The sequence below is a fragment of the Micromonospora sp. HM5-17 genome (genome assembly GCF_003762835.1).
Classification (GTDB): Bacteria; Actinomycetota; Actinomycetes; order Mycobacteriales; family Micromonosporaceae; genus Plantactinospora.
This window is the reverse complement of sequence record NZ_RJWA01000002.1, coordinates 476213-495728: the sequence shown is the minus strand read 5'-3', so window position 1 is coordinate 495728 and position 19516 is coordinate 476213. Positions and strand designations below refer to the sequence as shown.

Below are 19516 nucleotides of genomic sequence, written 5' to 3'. Positions count from 1 at the left end.
CGATCCCGCCCTAACTCGGCCACCAGTTCCACGGGTCCGATCCACCCAATGGTATGTGGGTCGCCGCCTTCGACCCCGGCTTCCCATTCACGTCGACCGGCTGGCCGTGCGAGTTGTGGATCCGGACGTAGCCCTGCGGGTACATCGGCGTCGGGTCCATGACCCGGATCATGTCGGCGTTGCCCTGCGCACCGGAGCGCTGGAAGACCACACCCTTTCCGTTGTTGGCGACCCTGGGCATCCATCCCGACGGGACCTGCCTACCCCACAGTTTCGCCGCGGCCGCGCCGAAGTCCGTGACCTCTCCGGCGGAGTTCACCGCGAACCGCGCGCCGCGGCCGGCGGCACCGCCGGGCACCATGGCCATCGCGGCCCCGGCGTAGTCGCCGGTGCGGACGCTGTTGGCGGCCTCGATGGCGCTGATCGCCATCGTGGCGTAGGCGGCGATGGCACAGATGGTGCAGCTGAACATCGCGACCACGGCCAACGCGACCTTGGTGACGGTCCACACCTTGCCCCAGTCGACGTGTTTGTCGACCCACTTGGCGGCCTTGGTCACCGCTCTCCCGGCCTTCTTGGCGGCTCTGGTCGCCGCCTTGGCGGCGCGTTTGGCGACGTTCTTGAAGGCACGGACGTGCTTCTTCACCTGTTTCTTCGCCGCGTGGTACGCCTTGCGGGCGGCGTGCTTCGCCTTGCGGACCACCTTGCGGGCGAGCTGCTTGGCCTTCTTGGCGGCCCGCTTCGCCGCCTCGGCCTTCTGCTTGGCCCAGCGGCGGGCGGCCTCGACCCGGGCCTTCCACGCCTTCCAGGCCATCCATGCCTTCCACCGGGCGTACGCGGCCGCGGCGGCCCGCTTGGCGGCGGACCAGGCCCGCTTGCACCAGCCGCAGAACGACCACTTGCCGTCCGGGTCGGAGAACGTCTCCGGGCTGTTGTTCGCGTACGCGTAACCGTGCATCTGCTGCGGGTCCTCGACGTCGATGATCGGGTCGAGGCTGATGAACCGGCCGATGAGCGGGTCGTACTCGCGGGCGCCGAGGTGGATCAGCCCGGTGGACGGGTCGTGCGTGCCGCCGACGAACGCCCGGTCACCGGTCCAGTCCGCCGGTTGCGGCCCGCGTGGCGCACCGAACGGGTCGAAGCGCCGCTGCGTCACCGCCATGGTGGTCGCGTCGATGCTCAGCTCGTCGGTGCCGTGGTGGTCGCTGAACAGGAACCGGACCCCGGCGGGGGTCCGCACCGCGACCACGTCACCGCCGTGGCTGTAGTACCGAAGACCGCTGACCTGGCCGTTCTTCAGCGTCAGCTCGGTCCCGCCCAGGTAGAGCGTGGTGCTGTCCGGGGCACGACGGATGAGGCGCTCACCGTCCGCGTCGTAGACGTAGCTGGTCACCTTGGTGCCCTCGGTGACCTTGGCGAGGTGACCCTCGACCGTCCACTCCAGCTCCTGCGTCACCCCGTTGACCACCCGCTTGATGGTGTTGCCGGAGGCGTCGTAGGCGTAGGTGTCGGTCCGGGTGCCGTCCGGGCCGCTGGTGCTCACCGAGGTGAGGGTGTGCGGCTGGGCGGTACCGGCGGCCGGGGTGGTGTAGGTGCGGGTGGTGTCCCCGCCCAGGGCGTGCCGGACCTCCTTCGTCCGGTTGCCGACCTTGTCGTAGCTGTAGGAGTACCAGTACGGGGCCGGTCCGCCGAGCGCCGCCACCGACCGGGTGGCCGCGCAGTTGCCGTCCCGCGGGGTCCACGCCTCGGTCATCCGCCGAAGATGGTCGTACTGGAAGCACTGCGTGTCGGCGGCCTGCTCCGGTGGGGCGTCGCTGATCCGCAGGATGTTGCCGGCCGGGTCGTAGTCGTAGCTGACGTCGGAGACCCGCTGCGGCGTACCGTCACGTTCGGTGATGACCCGCTTGAGCCGGCGGGTGCCGTCCTCGTACTCGTAGGTGCGTACCACCGACTTGCCGCCGGTGGAGTACACGTGCCGGATCTCCTCGCCGAGCTTCGAGTAGAGGCTCTCGGTGACGTAGGAGGTGAGGCCGGTCAGGGTGGTGGGCATCCCGAGCGCGTCGTAGCCGTACCGGACCGTCTCGGCGGGCAGACCACCGACGGCCGGATGGGTGCTGGTCGCGACCGACCCGTCCAGGTGGTACGTCGTCCGGAACTCGTACGTCCCGGCGAGCGCACCCTCCGACGCCGGGATCGTGTACCGGATGCCGGTCGGATGGTCGGCCTCGTCGTACCCGGTGACCGTGACCGTGTACGCGTTCCCGTCCACGTACCGGGTCTTGCTGGTGAGTTCACCCTTGACGAGGGTGTCGTAGGTGTACTCGGTCAGCTTGGTGGTGCCCTCGTAGGTGGCGGTGATCCGGTCCAGGGCGTCGTAGGTGTAGCTCAGGGTGCGCCCACGGGCGTCGGTGCTGGAGACGAGCCGGTCCTCGTCGTCGTACCGGTAGGTGATCCTTCCGGCGTCCGGGTCGTCCACCGCGACCAGTCGGCCGCGGAGGTCGTAGTGGTGGCGGCGGACGTTGTTCATCGAGTCGGTGACCGTGGCCAGCTCACCGTCCTTGGTGTGGCTGTACCTGGTCACGTCGTACGGGCCGGTGGGGCTGTCGCCGTGGTACTGCCACAGTTCCACCGTGGCGCCGGCGGCATCCAGGATCGTGGTGGTCGCGGTCTCCCCCTGCGGCGGGTCCACGGTCACCCGGTCACCGCCGTACGTGGTGGTGGTGCGCCACTTCTCCACACCCCGGACCTTGAAGATCTCCGCGGTCTCCCGTCCGGCACCGTCGTAGAGGAAGGCGACCTGGGCAGGGATCTGCGCGTCCGGCACGACCACCAGGTCACCGCTGGGCGGTTGCGCGTCGTAGTAGTACGGCTGGTTCTGCTTCACCACCATGCCGCGCGTGTCGTGGTACACGTCGGTCAGCACCCGTCCCCCGCCCGGGGCCGGGGTCTGGGTCTGCCGGGGGCGCAGCAGCGCGTCGAAGATCTCGTAGCTGGTGCTGTAGCTGCTCCCGTCGTTGCCGAGCTGCCGGGTCACGACCACCGACGGCTTGTCCTTGGTGATCTCGTAGCTGTACTCCTCGCTCGGCGTCTGGTTACGCGACCGGCCCGGCAGCCAGACCTTGCTCAGCCGGCCGAGCGGGTCGTACGCGAACTCGGTGCGCTTGCCGCCCTCGTCGACCGTGACCAGCTCCTCACCCCACGCCGGGTCGTACTCGGTGGTCTCGACGTGCCCGAGCGGGTTGGTCACCGTCTTCTTCGTCAACGGCCCGCCGGTGGCCGGCGTGTACACGGTGGTGGTCTTGTTGTTCAGCGTGTCGTACGACTCCACCACCCGGCCGTAGATGTCGTACACGTTCCGGGCCGTGGTCCGGAAGCCGCCCGTGGCGGTCATCTCCTCGGTCAGGGTCGGCAGCCCCTTCGTCGGGGGCGCGCCCGCGGCCTGGCCGTCGTAGCTGGTCTGCTCGTCGGAGATGATGTCCTCGGCCGCGAGGGTACGGAGCGGGGTCGTACACGGCGCGGCCACCGTCGTCACCCGGCTCGGGTAGGACAGCATCCACTCCGACTCGGCGCGGGCGTAGCTGTGCCGGGTGCACTTCTCGTCGCCGGTCACCGCGGTGTCCCCGGCGTCGTCGACCTCGGCCGGCAGCCCCTCGGCGGTGTAGGTCGTCGCCGTCTCGGTACGCCGGTATCCGCCCGAGGCCAGCGGCACCCGGGTCCGGACCCGAGCCACGTTCACCGTGTACGCCCGGGTCACCCCCCACGGCCGCTCCCGGACCGCGGTGGGACCCGCGACCCACGGGTCGTTGATCTTGCTAGAGATCTCCGCGCCGCCCGGACCGGACCGCTCGATCTCCTCGAGCAGGAAGCCCTGCAGATGTGGATCGTCGGGGACCGGCGGTCCCTCGGACGGGGTGACGCTGACCTGTCGCGGCGTACCGGAGGACTGCTTGTCGCCGTTCATGCCGCGCAGGTACAGGTACTCCGTCTCCGACGGCAACTCCGTCGCCGTACCCTGCCGAACCCGTACCCGCTCGTAGCCGCGCCACTGCGACCAGGTCTTCTCCTTCTCCTTCACCAGGCCGTCGTCGTCGGCGAAGTGCCACGCAGCGCCGCCGACGTACTCGTAGCTGGTGACCTCGTTGGCCTCGCCCGCGATCCGGCTGTCCTCCACCACCTGGGTGGTGACGTACTTGTGGAACCAGTCCTCCTTCGGCTTGGTCTCGCCCTCCGCCTGCCAGATGGTCGGGAAACACCGTCGGGTGTTGCTGTCCGGCACCGGCAACGCGCCCACCGCGCAGTCGAGGTCCGAGTAGGTGACGGTGATCGTGCCTCCGGACTCGGTGACGATCGTCCGCACCCGGCGCTTCACCATCGGCGGGATGTTCTCCTGGCCGTCCACCCGGTTCGGCATCTGCACCGACTGGAACTCGATCTCCGGCTGGGCCAGGGTGCCACCGACCCGGCCCTCGTGCGTGATCCCGGCCAGCCACAGCGCCGGGGTGCCGGAATCCGACGCCGGGAACGTGTGCCGCAGCGTCCACACGTCCACGTCCGAGTACGCGCTACCGCGCAGCACCTGGGTGGTCACCGAGGTCAGCCGCTTGCGGGTCCAGAACGACGGGGCGATGTTCGTGCTGCACGACTGCCCCGACTTGCAGTTCTGGTCGACCGGGGTGTCCGGCCAGTACCGGGCGTTCGCCGTGGTGAACTGCGCGTCCGAACAGGTGATCGTGCCGCTGGGCAGACACCGCTCCGACACCCCGAAGACCACCCTCACCGGCGCGGTCGCGTACGGCGTCTCCTTCCGCAGGCCGTACCGGATCTCCGTGAGGTAGCCGCCCCGGACGTACTGGGTGGCGGTGCTCCGGTTCCGGGCGTAGTAGTTGGTCTCCTTGGCGTAGAAGTAGGCCATCGCGTTGCCCCGCGGGTCCACGACGTAGTCGAGGTTCCACCGCCACGCCTGCTGGCACCACGCGTCGGCGAAGCTCGCCTTGTAGCACGGCTCGCCCGAGTTGTTGCCGTAGACCGGCACCGTCCAGGTCGAGTTCGTCTCCGGGTCGCCGCTCTTCCAGGTCGGCAGCCGGTTGAGCCCGAAGTAGTACTGGGTGCCGTCGATCGTGGTGACCCGCCAGTACTCGCCCTCCTCCTTGTCGCCGTTGACCGCGCCGGTCAGCCGCTCGATCCGGGTGCCGTCGTCGTTCTTCGGTTGCCAGGTCTTGGTCTCGTCGTCGTAGAGCAGCTCGGTCGCCGCCCCGTTCAGCGACATCGTCGCGTTGTCGTACGCGAAACACAGGTCGCCGCGCTTCGGGGAGCCGGCCGAGCCGTCGTCGGCGCAGGGCTTGTAGCGCCGCTCGATGAACCCGCCCGGGGCGAGGTCGAACCCCTCACCCACCCACGACGTCTGGTTGTTGGTGGAGGCGATCCGGCCGTCCACCGAGCCCGAGGAGTAGCCGATCGCCACCTGCGGCTCCGGGCCGTTCAGCCCCGGCGGCGTGTCCAGCTCGTACTGCCAGGTGAAGTCGCCGGTCTGCGGGCTCACCTGCCAGGTCGACGACGGCGCCAACGACGTCGCGCTGTAGTCACCGCCGCTGCCGGACACCCCCGCGAAGAGCGCGTACAGCCCGGTGGCGGTGTCCAGCTCGGCGGTGACCCGCTTCGTGGTGGTGTCGTTGCGGGTCAGCACCGGGTCCCCCGGCCAGCACTCCGGCCGATCCGGCGTCGACAGCGCGCACTCCGGCACCGGGACGAACCGCAGCCGGGTCGTCCAGTCACCGCCGAACGCACCCGCGAACGCCCCGTAGTCGACCGACACCGCCGCCCGACTCGTCACCGCCCGCACGTCCGCCTTGGCCGCCGCCTTCTCGGTGGCCGTGTCCGACTCGGCGGCCAGCCGGATCAGCACGCCCGGCACGCCGGCCCGCTCGGTCGCCGCGCGGTCCAACACCTCCACCCGTACCCGGGCCGGGCCGGCCGCCCTGCCGGCCGCGACCTGGGCGGTCGGTGCCACCCAGACCGGCAGCTTCCCGGCCCGCGCCGCGGCAACGCCCCTGGCTCCGGCGCCCACCGTGGCCAGGTCGACCGACGCCGACCCCGCCGCCGGCCAGGTCGGCTCCGCCAGCGCCCGCACCGTGGCGGCCGAGTCCGTAGGCAACGGCTCCATCCGGGCGGGAGCACCCGTCACCGTTTCGTCCTTGGGCAGCGCGGCCCAGCGCGGGCCCGGGTCCGCGTCGGCCCGGCTGGGCACGCTCGCCAGCGACACGGCCATCACCGCCGCGGTCGAGTAGCCGGTCCATCGTCGCCATCGTCTGTCGAGATTGCGCATCGGTACCCTCCCCAGGGGTCACGTTCCTCGCGGTCGCGGGGGGCCTGTGAGTCACGGGTCGGTGCGGTGGCGGACGCCGTGAGCTAGGAAAACGCTAGGTTGTCGATCTCGGCCTGGCTCAGCACGCCCTGGTAGACGCGTACCTCGTCGATGGAGCCGGGCCAGTAGTTGTTGTATGCGCCGGCGTAGCGGGACCGACCGACCTGCACCGGCCCGTCGGCCTGCCACGCCGTGGTGTACGGCGCAGACGAGGCGAACTCGCCGTCGACGTAGAGCCGGATCTGCTGGGCGGCCGCGTCGTAGACCCCGACGAGATGGGTCCACCGCCCGACCACCGCCTCGGAGCGGGCGAACGCCCGGCTGGCGCCCTCGCCGCTGCCGTCCTTGCTGGAGACGGAGAGGACGAACTTCCGGGTCGCCGCCGAGTACTGCAGGTAGAGACCCGAGTGGTAGGTGCCGTCCTGGGCGAGGATGGTCGCGTAGGTGCTCGGCGCCGAGGCCAACTTCACCCACGCGCTGACGCTGTAGCTGCGGTCGGTGGTGGCCACGCTGGTCGACGTGGTGAGTCGGCCGGTCGTACCGTCCGTCTCCACGGCCGCCCCGGGCACGTCGAACCGGTCTGCGGCCCAGGTGACACCGCCGGCGGCGGTGAGCGGGTGGTCCCGTCCGGAGGCGTCGGCCACGGTGACGCCGCTGCCCTCGTCCATCGCCCAGTGCCCGACCAGGACGGCGGGCCGGTTGGCGAACTCCGCGATCTCGGCCGGATAGACGACCCGGTCGTACACCCGGACATCGTCGATCTCGCCCGGCCAGTACTCGCGGAACGTCCCCTCATACTTCAGCCGGCCGATCTGCAACGCACCGGAGGCATGCCAGGGCGGGTCCGGGAACGAGGCCGTGCCGGCGAGCGCCCCGTTGACGTAGAGCCGGAGCTGCCGCGCGGAGAGGTCGTACACGCCGGCAAGGTGGGTCCACCGGTTGAGCTGTGGCGGGTCCGGTGCCGTCGCCCGGACGATCGCGGTGCCGTCGGCATCCGTGACGTGCCGGTTGAAGACCCAGCCGAACGAGGTGGAGTAGTAGAGCTGGAAGCCGCCGTTCACCGCGCCCGCCTGGGTCAGCGCGGTCGCGTTCGCCGTGCCGGACCGCAGGCGCACCCAGGCGGCGACGGTGAAGCTGCTGTCGGTACGGATGACCGGGCCGGCGGTGGCCGCATACTGCCCGCTCCCACTGAGCGTGAGTGCCTTGTCGTCCAGTGGCGTACCGTCCGCGGTCGCCCCGGCGCCCAACCGACCCTCGGCCCACCCGCCACCGGTCAGCGTGGCGGTACGCCCGTTCCCGCTGTCGTCGGCGGCCACCGTGCCGCTCCCCTCGTCCAGGCGGTACACCGCGGCGGGGCCGGCGGTCGGCGCGAGGTAGAAGTCGTACGCCCGGACCGCGCTCTGGTTGCCCGCCGAGTCGACGCTGCGCACGTACAGCGTCCGCAGCGGGCTCGGCGACGGGCCGGGGGTGATGGAGACCGTGGCGCTGCGGTCGGTGCCGGTGGCGGCCACCCGCTGTGCCGGTTCCGGATTGTCGATGTCGTACTGGTACGCGGCGACGTCGGCGATACCGTTCGGGGTGAACCGGAACGTGCCCGGCTTGCCGACCCCGCCCGCCCGCACCGGATCGACCGGGTCGGCCTCCGGGTAGTCCGTCGAGCTGACCCCGGGCACCAGACTCGGTGCCGTGCTGTCCACCGTGAAGTAACACCAGTCCGTCCAGTCGCTCGCCGCGATGCCGTCGTCCGCCTGGACCCGGAAGGCGTACGTCTGTCCGTCGGTGAGCGGCGGAACGGACGCGGAGAAGCTGGACGCCTGCTTGAACTCGGTCTCGTGGCTCCAGATCGGCACGCCGCCCTCGGCTAGCTCGAACCGGGCCCGGACGCTCTGCACCGCGCTGTCCGGATCGGCCAGGGTGGCGATCAACCGGGGCGCGAGACTGGAGACCGCCGGCGCGCTCGCCGGGTCGGGCGTGCACACGTACGCCGGCGAGACCCGCAGCGCCGTCGGCACCTGCGGCACCGAGTTGTACTCGACGGTGAGGGTGGGGTTGTTCCGGAACTTCTTCCAGCCGTGGGTGTCGGACTCGTTCGTCGCCCGCAACCCGAGCGTCGTGGACGACCAGTTGTTCGCCGCCGCCTCCACCACCGCGCTGGTCGCGTCGAACTCCAGCGGGCCGGCGGGACAGTTCGGGCCCCATCCCTTGGCGGCCGTGACCGCGTCGAGCCGACGTACCCACGTCGGCTGCTTCGCCCAGGTGGTGCTGCTGCTGATGCCGCTGGTCAGCCACAGCTCCACGGCCCGCGCCTGGCACGAGTACGAGTAGATCTCGTACGGGGAGAACGTGGCGCGGAAGATCTGCTTGCCGTTCAGCGGCGCGGTCTCCATCCGGAAGAACGCCCGGTACGTGTCGGAGGTCGGTGAGGCGTACCGGTCGTTGTAGTAGCCGACCTTCGCCTCACTCTTCGAGTTGTAGTACGACGTCGTGGAGAAGTGCTTGCTGACGTGCGCCCAGGCGGCCGTCGTCGCCGGGTGGTACAGGTACGGCTCGACGACGACGGGATACCTCGTCGCCGGATTGGTGAGCAGCGACAGGTCCGGCACGATGGTGAGCGCGCCGCCGCTCGCCGACACCCGTGCCCGGGCCTGCCGCGCCTCGCCCGGGCTGGAGTCCCACATGCGCGGCGCGGGACCGTGCAGCACGGTGGCGCCCCGACGGTCGAGCACGCTCAGGTTGCCGGCCTCGTCGACCCGCACCGAGGCGCCGTGGGTGACCAGGCCGAGGCGGAGGTCGCGCACTGCCGGGTTGCGCGCCGCCTCCCGGTCCCGGATCACCAGCTCCTGCTGGTAGCCGGTCACGTCGGCGGTCAGTCGCAGGTCGACGCCGGGCAGCACCTCGGGGTAGGTGGCGGTGGCCCCGCCCAACACCGGCGCCGGAAGCCGGCCGGGCCAGGTGAGCGTGAGCGAACTGTCGGCGTACGAGACGCGGAGCAGGGGACCGGTGCCGCCGCCGGAGAGGACGAGCCCCACCTGGGTCGCACCTGGGGTCACGCTGCCGTCCGCGTTCCGGTGCAACGTCGGGTCGGCGGGCCGCCACCCGGTGCCGTCCCGGACCCGTACGGGTCGCGCGTGCTCCTGCAACGTCAGCGTCCCGGACGGGTTCGCGAAGACGGACCTGGTCTCGGTCCGCAGACCGGCCACCTCGACACTTCGCCCGGAACGCCGCGCCGCCGCCAGCGCCGTCGCCTCGTCCCGGGCCTCCCCTACCCCCACGGCAGCCGGCGCGGCCGGCGTCCGCCGGTCGGCCCGCGCCGGGGCCGGTCCACTCACGCCGATGGCCAGCCCAAGGCAGCCCGCCAGTACGACCGCGACCGCTCGTCCGACGCCGTCCATCCGGCACCTCCCACCAGCCAACCCCGACTGCCGGCCCCATTACCGCCGCTCGATATCGATGATCGGGAGCGACCGCATACGGATCGCACATTCGGTACCGACCAACCGCCGTGCGGTCGCCGGCGGCACGGCCAGCGCTCCGCGCCGGCCGACGGGCGCGTGCCGGGGCGGGGCGGTCCGGCACCGGTTGGTCCGCGAGCCTCCGCAGCCCCGCCCGGCCGTCGAGGTGCGTCTGTCGCTGGCGTCGTTGTCCGGATACGCCCGGCGGCACGAGCCGGCGGCATCCTGCCAGCCCAGGGCCGTCCCAGGGTGCCGCCGGCGGTGGCGGGCCGCACCGTGCCGCGGTACGCCGGCGGCCCCGTGGGCGCGACCCGCCCCGTGCCGGGTCGCGCCGCGCGCGGGCTTCGCCGACGCCCTACGGGCGGGGTAGCGAGCCGCCGAGTTCCACCCAGGGCCGGGTCAGGTGGGCGGTGGCCAGCACGGTCCGCCGACTCTTGGCCTCGGCGAGAAGCCGGCGGCGGGTCTGGCGGGCGAGCTCGGCATCGGCCTCGAACCGGTAGCTCACCTCGGGGTCGACCAACTGGACCGCGTGCACCAGGACGTCGCCGGTGACGATGACCTGCCGGGCGCGGTTCTCGACGACGACCGACTGGTGACCCGGGGTGTGTCCGGGCGTGGGGACGACCCGGATCACACCGCCGGATCGTCCCGGGGCGGTGGCGAGACGGGTGATGCCGTCGACCTCGTGCAGCAGCCCGGCCGCACGCAGCGGGTCGACGATGTAGCCGAGGGCCGAGTCACCCTCCTCGAGCGCCGCGATCTCCCGCCGCTGGACGACGTAGCGGGCGTTGGGGAACATCGGCGTACCGTCTGGACGAACCGACCAGCCGTAATGATCCTCGTGCAGGTGGGTCAACACCACGGTGTCGACGTCCGCCGGGTCGATGCCGGCCTGGTCGAGTTCGGCCGGGAGGCGACCCGGGGTCGGCGCCCAGGCCGCGGCGGGGCTGCCCTCCGGCCCCACGCCGGTGTCGACCAGCATCAGTCGGTCGCGCGGCCCGCGCACCACGAAGCACCGGAAGTCGAGTTGCCAGGTCTGACCGGGCCCGAACGCGCCCGGGTCGACGCGGCGGGCGCGGGCCCAGTCGGCCTCGGTCGCCTCGGGGAAGGCCACCTGACGGTCGGCGAAGAACGGCCCCGCGGCGTCGAGCAACGGCGTGACCACGAACCCGCCGACGGAGCGCGACACTGCCGTCTGCCGCCGCCCGCGAGACGGAGTGGCGCCGGCCCGTGACTCGACCCCCACGGCACCAACAACCCCCACCACCCCGGCAGCGAGCAGAAAGGTTCGTCGTCCGAATGTGTTGGATATGTCACCCACTGTGACTACCTTCCGTCGTATCGTGCACCGGCCTGGCTGACCGGCCGGTGTCCGGGCTGAGCCCGGCCTCACGGTAGGGCCGGACGCGCGCCGCGGTGCCGCCGTCGGGGAGCGGTTGACCTGATCATGCCGAGATGTGTCCGAACCGCATCGCCGCTCCGACGGTCGGGGCTCCCTACCATGGGTTCCGCGCAGTCGTTCCCGATGCTCGGCCCCGGGCCGGGGCCGCTCGTCGTTGCCGGACACGCCCGGGTGCAGGAGGTGGGACATGCCGCTCGACGGGCCCAGGGTGGCCATGCTGGCCTATTCCGGCGCGGGCAGCTTCGACTTCGTGACCGTGTACGAGATCTTCGGCGTGGACTACTCCCCACGATTCGGCACCTGGTACCGGACCAGGACCTGCGCGGTCACCCCGGGGCAGGTCGAGCTCGGTGGTGGGGTCACCGTGCACGCGGCGTACGGGCTCGACGAGGCGGAGACCGCGGACCTGGTGGTCGTCCCCGGTTGGACGCGGGAGCAGGAGGTCCCGCCCCGGGCGCTGCTGACCGCGCTGCGGCGCGCCCGCCACCGAGGGGCGCGGATCATGTCGATCTGCACGGGCGCCTTCATCCTCGGCCACGCCGGCCTCCTCGACCACCGCCGCGCGACGACGCACTGGTCGACGGCTCCGCTGCTCGCCTCGCTCTTCCCGACCGCCACGGTGGACCCGCGTGCCCTGTTCGTCGATGACCGTGGCGTCCTCACCTCGGCGGGCATGTCGGCCGGCATCGACCTGGCGCTGCACATCGTGCGGACGGACTTCGGCGCCGATGCCGCCGCCGCGATCGCCCGCCGGCTGGTACTCGCCGGCTACCGGAGCGGCGGACAGGCCCAGTTCGTCGACGTCCCCCTCAGCCCCGATCCGGACGACCCCCTGCCGGAGCTGCTCGACTGGATGCGGCAGCACCTGGACCAGCGGTGGTCGCTGAGCGCGCTCGGGGCGCGCGTGCACATGAGCCCCCGTACCCTGGCCCGCCACTTCCACCGACTCACCGGCATGAGTCCACACCGATGGCTCACCCGGGAACGGGTGCTCGCCGCGCAGCGGCTCCTGGAGGTCAGCGACGAACCGATCGACAGGGTCGCCCAGCGTACCGGCATCGGCTCCGCCGCCAACCTCCGACAGACCTTCCGCCGGGAACTGGGCATCTCGCCCCAGGCCTACCGGGCCAGGTACCGCTCGCGCGCAGCCGCGCGGCGCAGCAGGTGAGCCCTCCCGCACGGCGGGCCGGGCGGATCCACCGGTCAGGGGCGGTTGACGACGCCGCGCGCGCCTCGACGCTCGACCGGTGCCGCGGCGATGCTCCCCCGTCCGGGCCGTACGCGCCTGGTATCGGGCTCCGTCTCGCTACAGGCCACACTCGACGTCGGGCTTGCCGGGGTTGGCCTCGATGAGGCGGTTGAGCGCCTGAACGACGCCACGCAGCTCGCCAGGGCTCAGGTGGTCGGCGAAGAAAGTCGAGACGACCGTGTCGACGACCGGACGGGCACGGGTGAGGGCCTCCCGACCGGCCGGGGTGAGCTCGGCCCAGGTGGCCCGCCGGTCGGTCGGGGAGGCGGTACGGGCGACCCAGCCGTCCTTAATCTCCATCTTGGTGACGAGTCGGGTGGCACCGCTTCGGGAGATCATCAGTTCCTCCGCGAGCGGCGCCATCCGGAGCCGCCCGCCGACGCGGTCCAGCACGGAGAGGACCTCGTGCTCGAAGTAGGTCATCCCGGCGTTCGCCCGAAGCAGGTTGTTGAGGTGGGCGAAGAGGAGCGAGTCGGCCCGCCACAGCGTGCGCCACGCGGCCAGCTGATCCTCCGTTGCCCTGGGCCGCCCTGTCGTCACGGCCCGAGCGTACACAGCACCTGTTGACCGGTGAACGACCGCGCGATACGGTTCACGAGTGAATAGTTCTCATCTCAATCGTCTGTCGGTTCCCGTTCCGCGCCGTGCGGGGCTGTCCCGCCGACCCAGCCCGGAGCTCCCGTGACGACCGAGACCGGCTTCTACTCGATCATCGACTACCCGGCCGGTGATCCGACGACGCAAGAGAAGATCGTGGCGACGTTCGCGGAGATCCAGGAGCGGTGGGTCCGCCACCACCCGGGCTACCGCTCCGCCCGGTTCCTGGCGAGTACCGACGGCGAGCGCGTGTGCGCCATCGTGCACTGGGCACGCGAAGCGGACCTGCGCGCCTTCGAGGAATCGCCCGACATCGACAGGCTCTACGCCGACATCGACAGGGCGCTGCGCGCGCTGCCCGGGGTCGGCACACCGCGGATGACCCGATACCGGCTGTTGCGCGAGGTCCGTCCCGAGCCGACGGAGAGGTCCGGGTCATGAGGATCGACAGCTACCTCGACGTGCTGTGCCCGTGGTGCTTCATCGGCCAACGACGTCTCATGACGGCGCTCGCCGGGCTGCCCGGCTCCGCGCAGGTGGAGCTGCGTTGGCGCAGCTTTGAACTCGACCCGCAGCGGAGCCGGATTCCCGGCCGGTCCGCCGCGGCGGAGATGGCGGATCCCGACTGGTGGGGCAGCGACGCGCCGGCCCGGATCGCCCGCATCCGGGCCCTCGGCGCCGCGGAGGGTCTGGAGCTGAACCTGCACCTCGCCCGCCCGGTGAACACCTTCGACGCCCATCGGCTGATCCAGCTGGCGACGGCCCGTGGACACGCCAACGAGCTGGTGGCGAGCCTGCTCCACGCCTACCACACCGAGGGGCGTGACGTGGCCGACCCGCAGGTACTGGAGTCGATCGGTACGGCAGCCGGACTGCCTCGCGCCGAGGTGCGGGCGGTCCTGGCCGGCGACGCGTACGGCGACGCGGTGCGCGCCGACGAACGCCACGCCGCCGAACGGGGCGTCACCGGGGTCCCGACCCTGGTCATCGACGGCGGGCCGCCGATCCCGGGCATCCAGCCAGCCACCACCCTCCTGGCGCTGCTACGGGACGCGCTGGACCATACCGCGGGGTCACCGACGACCCGCCCGTGAACTCACCGCCGCAGCAGGTGCCGCACCCGCGCGGCCTCCCGGGTGAGGTGATCGCGTTCCGGCACGCTGGTGGCGGCGCGGGCAGCCTCGGCATACCGCTCGGCGGCGAGCTCGAGATTGCCGGCGCGTTCGTGCAGGTACGCCGCCACCGCGGCGTACCGGGGCAGGTCGGGGCTGACCTCGGCCAACGCCGCCAGGCCGGCCTGCGGTCCGTCGGCCTCGCCGACGGCCACCGCGCGGTTGAGCCGCACCACCGGGCTGCCCGTGAGGCGCAGCAGCTCGTCGTACCACTCCACGATCTGGACCCAGTCTGTCTCGGCGGCGCAGCGCGCGTCCGCGTGCAGGGCGGCGATCGCGGCCTGCGCCTGGTATTCGCCCAGTCGGTCGCGGGTTAGCGCGGCCTGCAGGATCTCGACTCCCTCGGCGATCAGACGCGTGTCCCACAGGCCGCGGTCCTGTGCGGCGAGCGGCACCAGACGGCCTCCCGGGCCGGTGCGTGACGCACGTCGGGCATGGTGCAGCAGCATCAGCGCCAGCAGCCCCGCGGCCTCGGGTTCGTCGATCAGGGCGACGAGCTGGCGGGTCAGGCGGATCGCCTCGGTCGCCAGGTCGACATCCCCGCCGTACCCCTCGTTGAAGATGAGATACAGCACCCGCATCACCGTGCCGAGATCACCCGGCTGGTCAAGCGAAAGCCCCGCTATCCGTCGCTTGGCTCGGCTGATCCGCTGCGCCATCGTTGCCTCCGGTACCAGGTAGGCCTCGGCGATCTGGCGGGTCGTCAGCCCACCAACCGCACGCAGCGTCAACGCGACGGCCGCCGCCTGTGGCAGCGCCGGGTGCGCGCACAGAAAGAACAGCCGCAGGGTGTCGTCCGTGGTCGGCACCGGACCGGGGGACGGCTGGACCGCCGCCTCGAGTTCCCGCCCCCGCCGCGACGCCTCGGCGCGGGCGGCGTCGAGAAACTTCCGCCACGACACCGCGACCAGCCACGCCTTCGGGTCCCGCGGTGGATCGTCCCGCCAGGTCTCCAACGCCCGGATCAGGGCTTCCTGCACGGCGTCCTCGGCCGACGCGAAGTCGGCTCCGCGCCGGACGAGGACACCGATCACCGCGGGCACGAGCGCCCGCAGCAGCGACTCGTTCACTCGGTGACGGTGGTTGACGCGCGGAGGAACGGCCGCACCTCGATCCACTCATGGATCGGCTCGCCGCCCGCACCGGGGGCGGCGGACAGCTCTCCGGCCAGCTCGACCGCGCGATCCCAGGACTCCACGTCGATCACCATCCACCCGGCGATGAGGTCCTTGGTCTCGGCGAACGGGCCGTCGGTCACCGGTGGGCGCCCCTCGCCGTCATACCGCACGAACGCGCCCTCGGGCGCCAACGCCTGACCGTCGACGAATTCACCCGTCTCCTCCAGACGGGCCGCGAAGTCGCGCATGTACTGCATGTGCGCGTCGACCTCGTCCGGCGTCCACTGGTCCATCGGCACGTCGTTGACCGGAGCCGGGGCGCCGCGGTAGTGCTTCAGCAGCAGGTACTTCATGGTGCTTGTCCTTTGTTCGGCCTGTCTCGTGCCCCCTGGGACGGAGCCGACGCCGCGTTCTCGACACCATCGGATGTGATGGCCGCCACATCACTGCGGCGCGACCGGGTTCTCGGCGTGGTGGGTGCAGCTGATGCCCTGCCGGAGCATCGTCCCGCGGTAGGTCCACGCGATCCAAGGACCGAACCGGATCCCGGCTGATCTCAGCCGCCCTGGTCGTCCGGCTTCGGCACGTCTCGCGCCGGTTCCTCAGACGTCCGGTCGAACGTCCGGTCACCGGCCGGCAGGAAGGACGGCCCCACCTGGCATGGTGGACGTGCACCTCGCGCCAGACGTCATCGACCACGTACGGCTCCACGCGCAACCAGGGCATCCAGATCCTCACGGGAGTCGGCGGCCATGACCAGCATCGAACCGATCATGTCGCCGTCATCATTCAGGATGGCCGCGCCAAAGACGGCGGTGACCGTGTTCGTCGACGCCGCCTGGGCCAGGTGCCGCTCCCTGGCGTTGGCCCGACGGCGACGCCCCTCTTCACCCGGGTGGTCATATGCGATGACCAGGTAGTGCGTCCCACTCCTCCGCCGCGGTCCGACGTCCGCCCGCGTCGCCGCCGGCGATTGACGGTGTGGTCATCCGACGGCAGACATTGTCCACACTGCCGATCCGCCCGCCGCAGGACGGCCTTTCCTCCAGCCCGCGCCTGCGGTTAACTGGCACGATGGAATGGATTCTCGGTCGGCCCGACATGCCTGACCTGAGGTACGCCATCGATCTCGTCAACGCCCGGCATCCACAGTGGGATCTGTGGGTGCCGGCGATCGAGCTGGTGCGATGCGGGCAGGTGGTGAAGCCGGCCGTCTTCCTCAAGGTCGGCCAGTACGAGTACCACACCTGGTCCGAGCGGGTGGAGCTGGAAGCGGTTCGGTGGGAATGGCACCCGCCGAACCCATGCGTGGTGTTTCGTATGTCGATGTTCTTCCGTGACCCCCAGGGCGGCCGGCTGGGGGTCGGCGCGCGGGGTCAGATCACGAACACCACGGTCGAGCTCGACCGGTACAGCCACCAGTTGGTGTGTGCCGCCCTGTTCGACCCGACGCTGCCGGACCACATCGACCGGGTCACCGCGCTGGCACAGGCGCCCGGTCCGCTGGTGGTGTTCTTCGTCGAGGAGCGCGGCGCGGGTATGAACTACATCTACTGCGACGGCGTCACCGACGGCGCCCTGCGTCAGTTCCAGGCCGCGTCGGACGAGGCGGCGAAGCTGCCACCGCCCGATCGGGCGACCTTCGCCCAGGCGTGCGCCGCGGCAGAGGCCGCGCAGCCGACCAGGAACTGGTGGCGTTGAGACGGCGTGGAGTCGACCCGCCCGAACCGGGGAAGATACCGCACGTCGTGATCACGCGGCTGGCGGCGACATTCCCACTTGTCTCAACATCAGACGCGTCGGCTGATCAGCCGGTCATCCGCTGACGGACAGCTGCCTGATGGCCGTGTTCCACCACGACTCGGGATCCTCGAACGCCTGAGAATCTACCTCGTAGAGGTCCCGTCGTAGCGCAAGCGCGAGGTCGGCGCGTGCCGCTTTGCCAGGATCAGACTGGATAAACTCATCGAAGCGGTAGAGAAACTCAACGAACGCCGCGAACGTGGTATTGACCAGTTCGTACCCGGGCCCATCAGGATTCAGGTCGAGAAGCATGATGGCCCCGGTCTCAGGATTCAAACAGAACAGCATGTCCGGCTCGGCCGGAACGCATCCGACGACGATGAGAAGAGTTGAATTCGCCTCGCCGAGTTGCAGCCTCAACAGGCTGAACAGCTGTACGTCAGGGGCGTCGACAGCCACAGTGAACAGGATCGGCACCTCGACGGGGATCGCTCCCTCCGGGGGGAACGCCCCCGGACCCACCTGAATACGGTCCAGGAAACGGTCGAGAGGGAAGTAGATCAACCGATGCGGACCCCAGTGGGCGAGCAATTGGTCATGAGTGACGACCACCGGTCACTCCTCCGGACTTCTACGATCGGCCCAGCCGAGTTCGATGAGCAGCCGGGCCCAATCATCGTCTCCTGCGACGCAAATGTCCAGGTAACCAGCGCCGAGCAGGTAGTCCAAGCAGAACTTCTCGACGTTGTCGGTGAGCTTGCGGAACTCCTCGCTTTCGAACCATTGCACGCCGGTGTCGGGGAACCACCACACCTCACCGGTGTGCCGGTGTACCAGCAGAGGCTCGTAGTTCAGGGCACCGAAACGTAGCCACATGCCGGCTTCCTCGTCGGGGATCGCGGTAATGCCGTCAAGCGGCAAGTGCTGTTGTGCCAGTTCGGCGTGAGAGTACATGACGATGTCCCCGCCGCGCGGCCCGTCGGTGACCACCAACACGTCCGCCAGCCCTGGCGGAAGGCCGTTCCCAGGTACCACCCGCCCGGAAGGGAAGTCGCCGAGCATGATGCCGTCAGGGCGTTGCGCGAGCACCGCGCGGATCCGCTCGACACGGCGGGCCAGCTCATTCATCGATCACCTCTATGCGGATGGGCGTACCGTCGGGAAGTCTAGCGATTTGTGGCCGTATCTGACGAATCCCGATGTCCTCGTTCGTGCGACTGTCCAGAAATCTCAAATTGCTCTTGTCGTCCGGTCCGCCGAGCTGCAGTTCCCACACATGGTCGGGTTGCATTCTCTTAGTGACTCGTTCAATTAGTTTGTCAGCAAACTCGGGATTGCGTTCATGAAACTGCTTCCATATGCGGTCGATGACCTCTTGACGATACTCCTTGGTCACAGAGCTGTCACGCTGGACCGGGTTGGTGGCCTTGTACAGCTTCTCTTCATCGCTAAGTTGCTTCAGCGCGTTCGCCTTGCGGCGGAACTCCGCCCTGGGCATGAAGCTTTTCCGCTCGATCGTGACGGTCTTCACCGGGAGACTCCGGTCAGGGCCGGTGACCCGAGCGCGCCCGGCATCTACCGCGTCACGAACCGCAGACTCACACTCTCGCACGCTGCCCTTGCCACCGGATCCCCCGGGAGATCTCCGACGGCCGCCGCGGTCACCGCCGCCGGAGCCGCGTGGTTTCCCTGTCATCGACGCATGTCCTTACCCGTCCAGCAGTTGGCGGAGATTCCTGAGGCTCTCGATCAGCGCAGTGGTGTAGCCGGCAATGCGGCCAGCCCACTTGGTGACAGCGGACGCAATCTGCGCCGCGACGACCGGAATGGTCACGATCGCCAAGGCTTCCAACGCCCAGACGATCACACGGGCGACCAGATCCGCGATCAGGTCCCGAACGATGTCGCGAGTGAACGTCACCAGGTTGCCGGCGGCCTGCGTCGCAGAGGACATCGTGGACGCCAGTACGCCCAAGCCACCGAGCGCGTCGACGTTGTGGACCATCAGGGCCTGGTACGCCTGTGCCGCCTCCCCTCGCCAGTCCGGTAGATCGGTGGCCAGACCGTCCTTGAGTTCCGCGGCCAGCGATTGCAGCGCACCTGCGATGTTGTTCCAGGTCTCGGCGTGTGCGGCCACCCGTTCAGGGATGCCGGCCAACTGGTCGAGAATCTCGCGCAAGGGCTCGAAGTATTCCATTGCCCACCCAAGCCCGTTGGCGAGCAAGGCACTGAACGGGTCCAGGACCGTGGCCGCCACCTCGACCGCGAAGAGGCCACCGGCCAGCATCTGGTCGACCCACGTGCCACCGCTTACGGCCTGGTAGACGCCCTGGAAGCTGTCAGCAAGCGACGCCCCCGTCCATGCGCTCCGCGTGGACGACGGCGTGGCGATCAGCGGGTTGTCAGACACTGTAGGAACCTG

14 protein-coding genes are annotated in these 19516 nt (G+C 70.4%); 4 read left to right on the top strand and 10 right to left on the bottom strand.

Going from position 1 to position 19516, the window contains the following annotated elements; all coding sequences use genetic code 11:
• Positions 1-10: 10 nt before the first annotated feature.
• The 3 genes from EF879_RS07455 to EF879_RS07445 form a co-directional block, all read right to left on the bottom strand.
• Positions 11-6322 carry an RHS repeat-associated core domain-containing protein gene (locus EF879_RS07455; RefSeq protein WP_148086376.1) on the bottom strand — a complete coding sequence of 2104 codons (6312 nt, stop codon included), beginning with the start codon at positions 6320-6322 and terminating at the stop codon, positions 11-13.
• Positions 6323-6405: 83 nt separating this feature from the next.
• On the bottom strand, positions 6406-9753 hold the full coding sequence (locus EF879_RS07450) for a LamG domain-containing protein (RefSeq protein ID WP_123556140.1): 3348 nt from the start codon (positions 9751-9753) through the stop codon (positions 6406-6408).
• Positions 9754-10168: 415 nt separating this feature from the next.
• Complete coding sequence (locus EF879_RS07445; protein WP_233604295.1) at positions 10169-11002, bottom strand: MBL fold metallo-hydrolase; 834 nt, start codon at positions 11000-11002, stop codon at positions 10169-10171.
• 400 nt (positions 11003-11402) lie between these two features.
• Between EF879_RS07445 and EF879_RS07440 the strand changes: the two genes are divergently transcribed.
• Positions 11403-12383: a helix-turn-helix domain-containing protein gene (locus tag EF879_RS07440; RefSeq protein ID WP_123556136.1), complete on the top strand. Its 981-nt coding sequence runs from the start codon at positions 11403-11405 to the stop codon at positions 12381-12383.
• Between the two features lie 138 nt (positions 12384-12521).
• Here EF879_RS07440 and EF879_RS07435 read toward each other — a convergent pair whose 3' ends face one another.
• Positions 12522-13004: a MarR family winged helix-turn-helix transcriptional regulator gene (locus EF879_RS07435; protein WP_123556875.1), complete on the bottom strand. Its 483-nt coding sequence runs from the start codon at positions 13002-13004 to the stop codon at positions 12522-12524.
• 141 nt (positions 13005-13145) lie between these two features.
• Between EF879_RS07435 and EF879_RS07430 the strand changes: the two genes are divergently transcribed.
• A complete protein-coding gene (locus tag EF879_RS07430; protein ID WP_123556134.1) occupies positions 13146-13502 on the top strand; it encodes an antibiotic biosynthesis monooxygenase in 357 nt (118 codons plus the stop codon).
• Complete coding sequence (locus EF879_RS07425; protein ID WP_123556132.1) at positions 13499-14155, top strand: DsbA family oxidoreductase; 657 nt, start codon at positions 13499-13501, stop codon at positions 14153-14155. Before EF879_RS07430 ends, EF879_RS07425 begins: the two co-directional genes overlap by 4 nt.
• 2 nt (positions 14156-14157) lie before the next feature.
• On the opposite strand, the gene EF879_RS07420 is transcribed toward EF879_RS07425, so the two are convergent.
• Both EF879_RS07420 and EF879_RS07415 read right to left on the bottom strand, forming a co-directional pair.
• On the bottom strand, positions 14158-15303 hold the full coding sequence (locus EF879_RS07420; RefSeq protein WP_123556130.1) for an RNA polymerase sigma factor: 1146 nt from the start codon (positions 15301-15303) through the stop codon (positions 14158-14160).
• Positions 15300-15704 carry a YciI family protein gene (locus EF879_RS07415; RefSeq protein ID WP_123556128.1) on the bottom strand — a complete coding sequence of 135 codons (405 nt, stop codon included), beginning with the start codon at positions 15702-15704 and terminating at the stop codon, positions 15300-15302. The genes EF879_RS07420 and EF879_RS07415 overlap by 4 nt, the downstream gene beginning before the upstream one ends.
• A 748-nt stretch (positions 15705-16452) precedes the next feature.
• On the opposite strand from EF879_RS07415, the gene EF879_RS07410 reads away from it, so the two are divergent.
• Positions 16453-17052, top strand: coding sequence for a hypothetical protein (locus tag EF879_RS07410; protein WP_123556126.1), 600 nt, complete (start codon positions 16453-16455; stop codon positions 17050-17052).
• 114 nt (positions 17053-17166) lie between these two features.
• Here EF879_RS07410 and EF879_RS07405 read toward each other — a convergent pair whose 3' ends face one another.
• The 4 genes from EF879_RS07405 to EF879_RS07390 form a co-directional block, all read right to left on the bottom strand.
• Positions 17167-17706, bottom strand: coding sequence for an SUKH-4 family immunity protein (locus EF879_RS07405; protein ID WP_123556124.1), 540 nt, complete (start codon positions 17704-17706; stop codon positions 17167-17169).
• 3 nt (positions 17707-17709) lie between these two features.
• Entirely contained in the window at positions 17710-18222 is a 513-nt protein-coding gene (locus EF879_RS07400; RefSeq protein ID WP_123556123.1) for a hypothetical protein, read from the bottom strand.
• Positions 18215-18625, bottom strand: a complete 411-nt coding sequence (locus EF879_RS07395) for an endonuclease (RefSeq protein ID WP_123556121.1) — start codon at positions 18623-18625, stop codon at positions 18215-18217. The genes EF879_RS07400 and EF879_RS07395 overlap by 8 nt, the downstream gene beginning before the upstream one ends.
• 177 nt (positions 18626-18802) lie before the next feature.
• Positions 18803-19504, bottom strand: coding sequence for a WXG100 family type VII secretion target (locus EF879_RS07390; RefSeq protein WP_123556119.1), 702 nt, complete (start codon positions 19502-19504; stop codon positions 18803-18805).
• Positions 19505-19516: the final 12 nt, after the last annotated feature.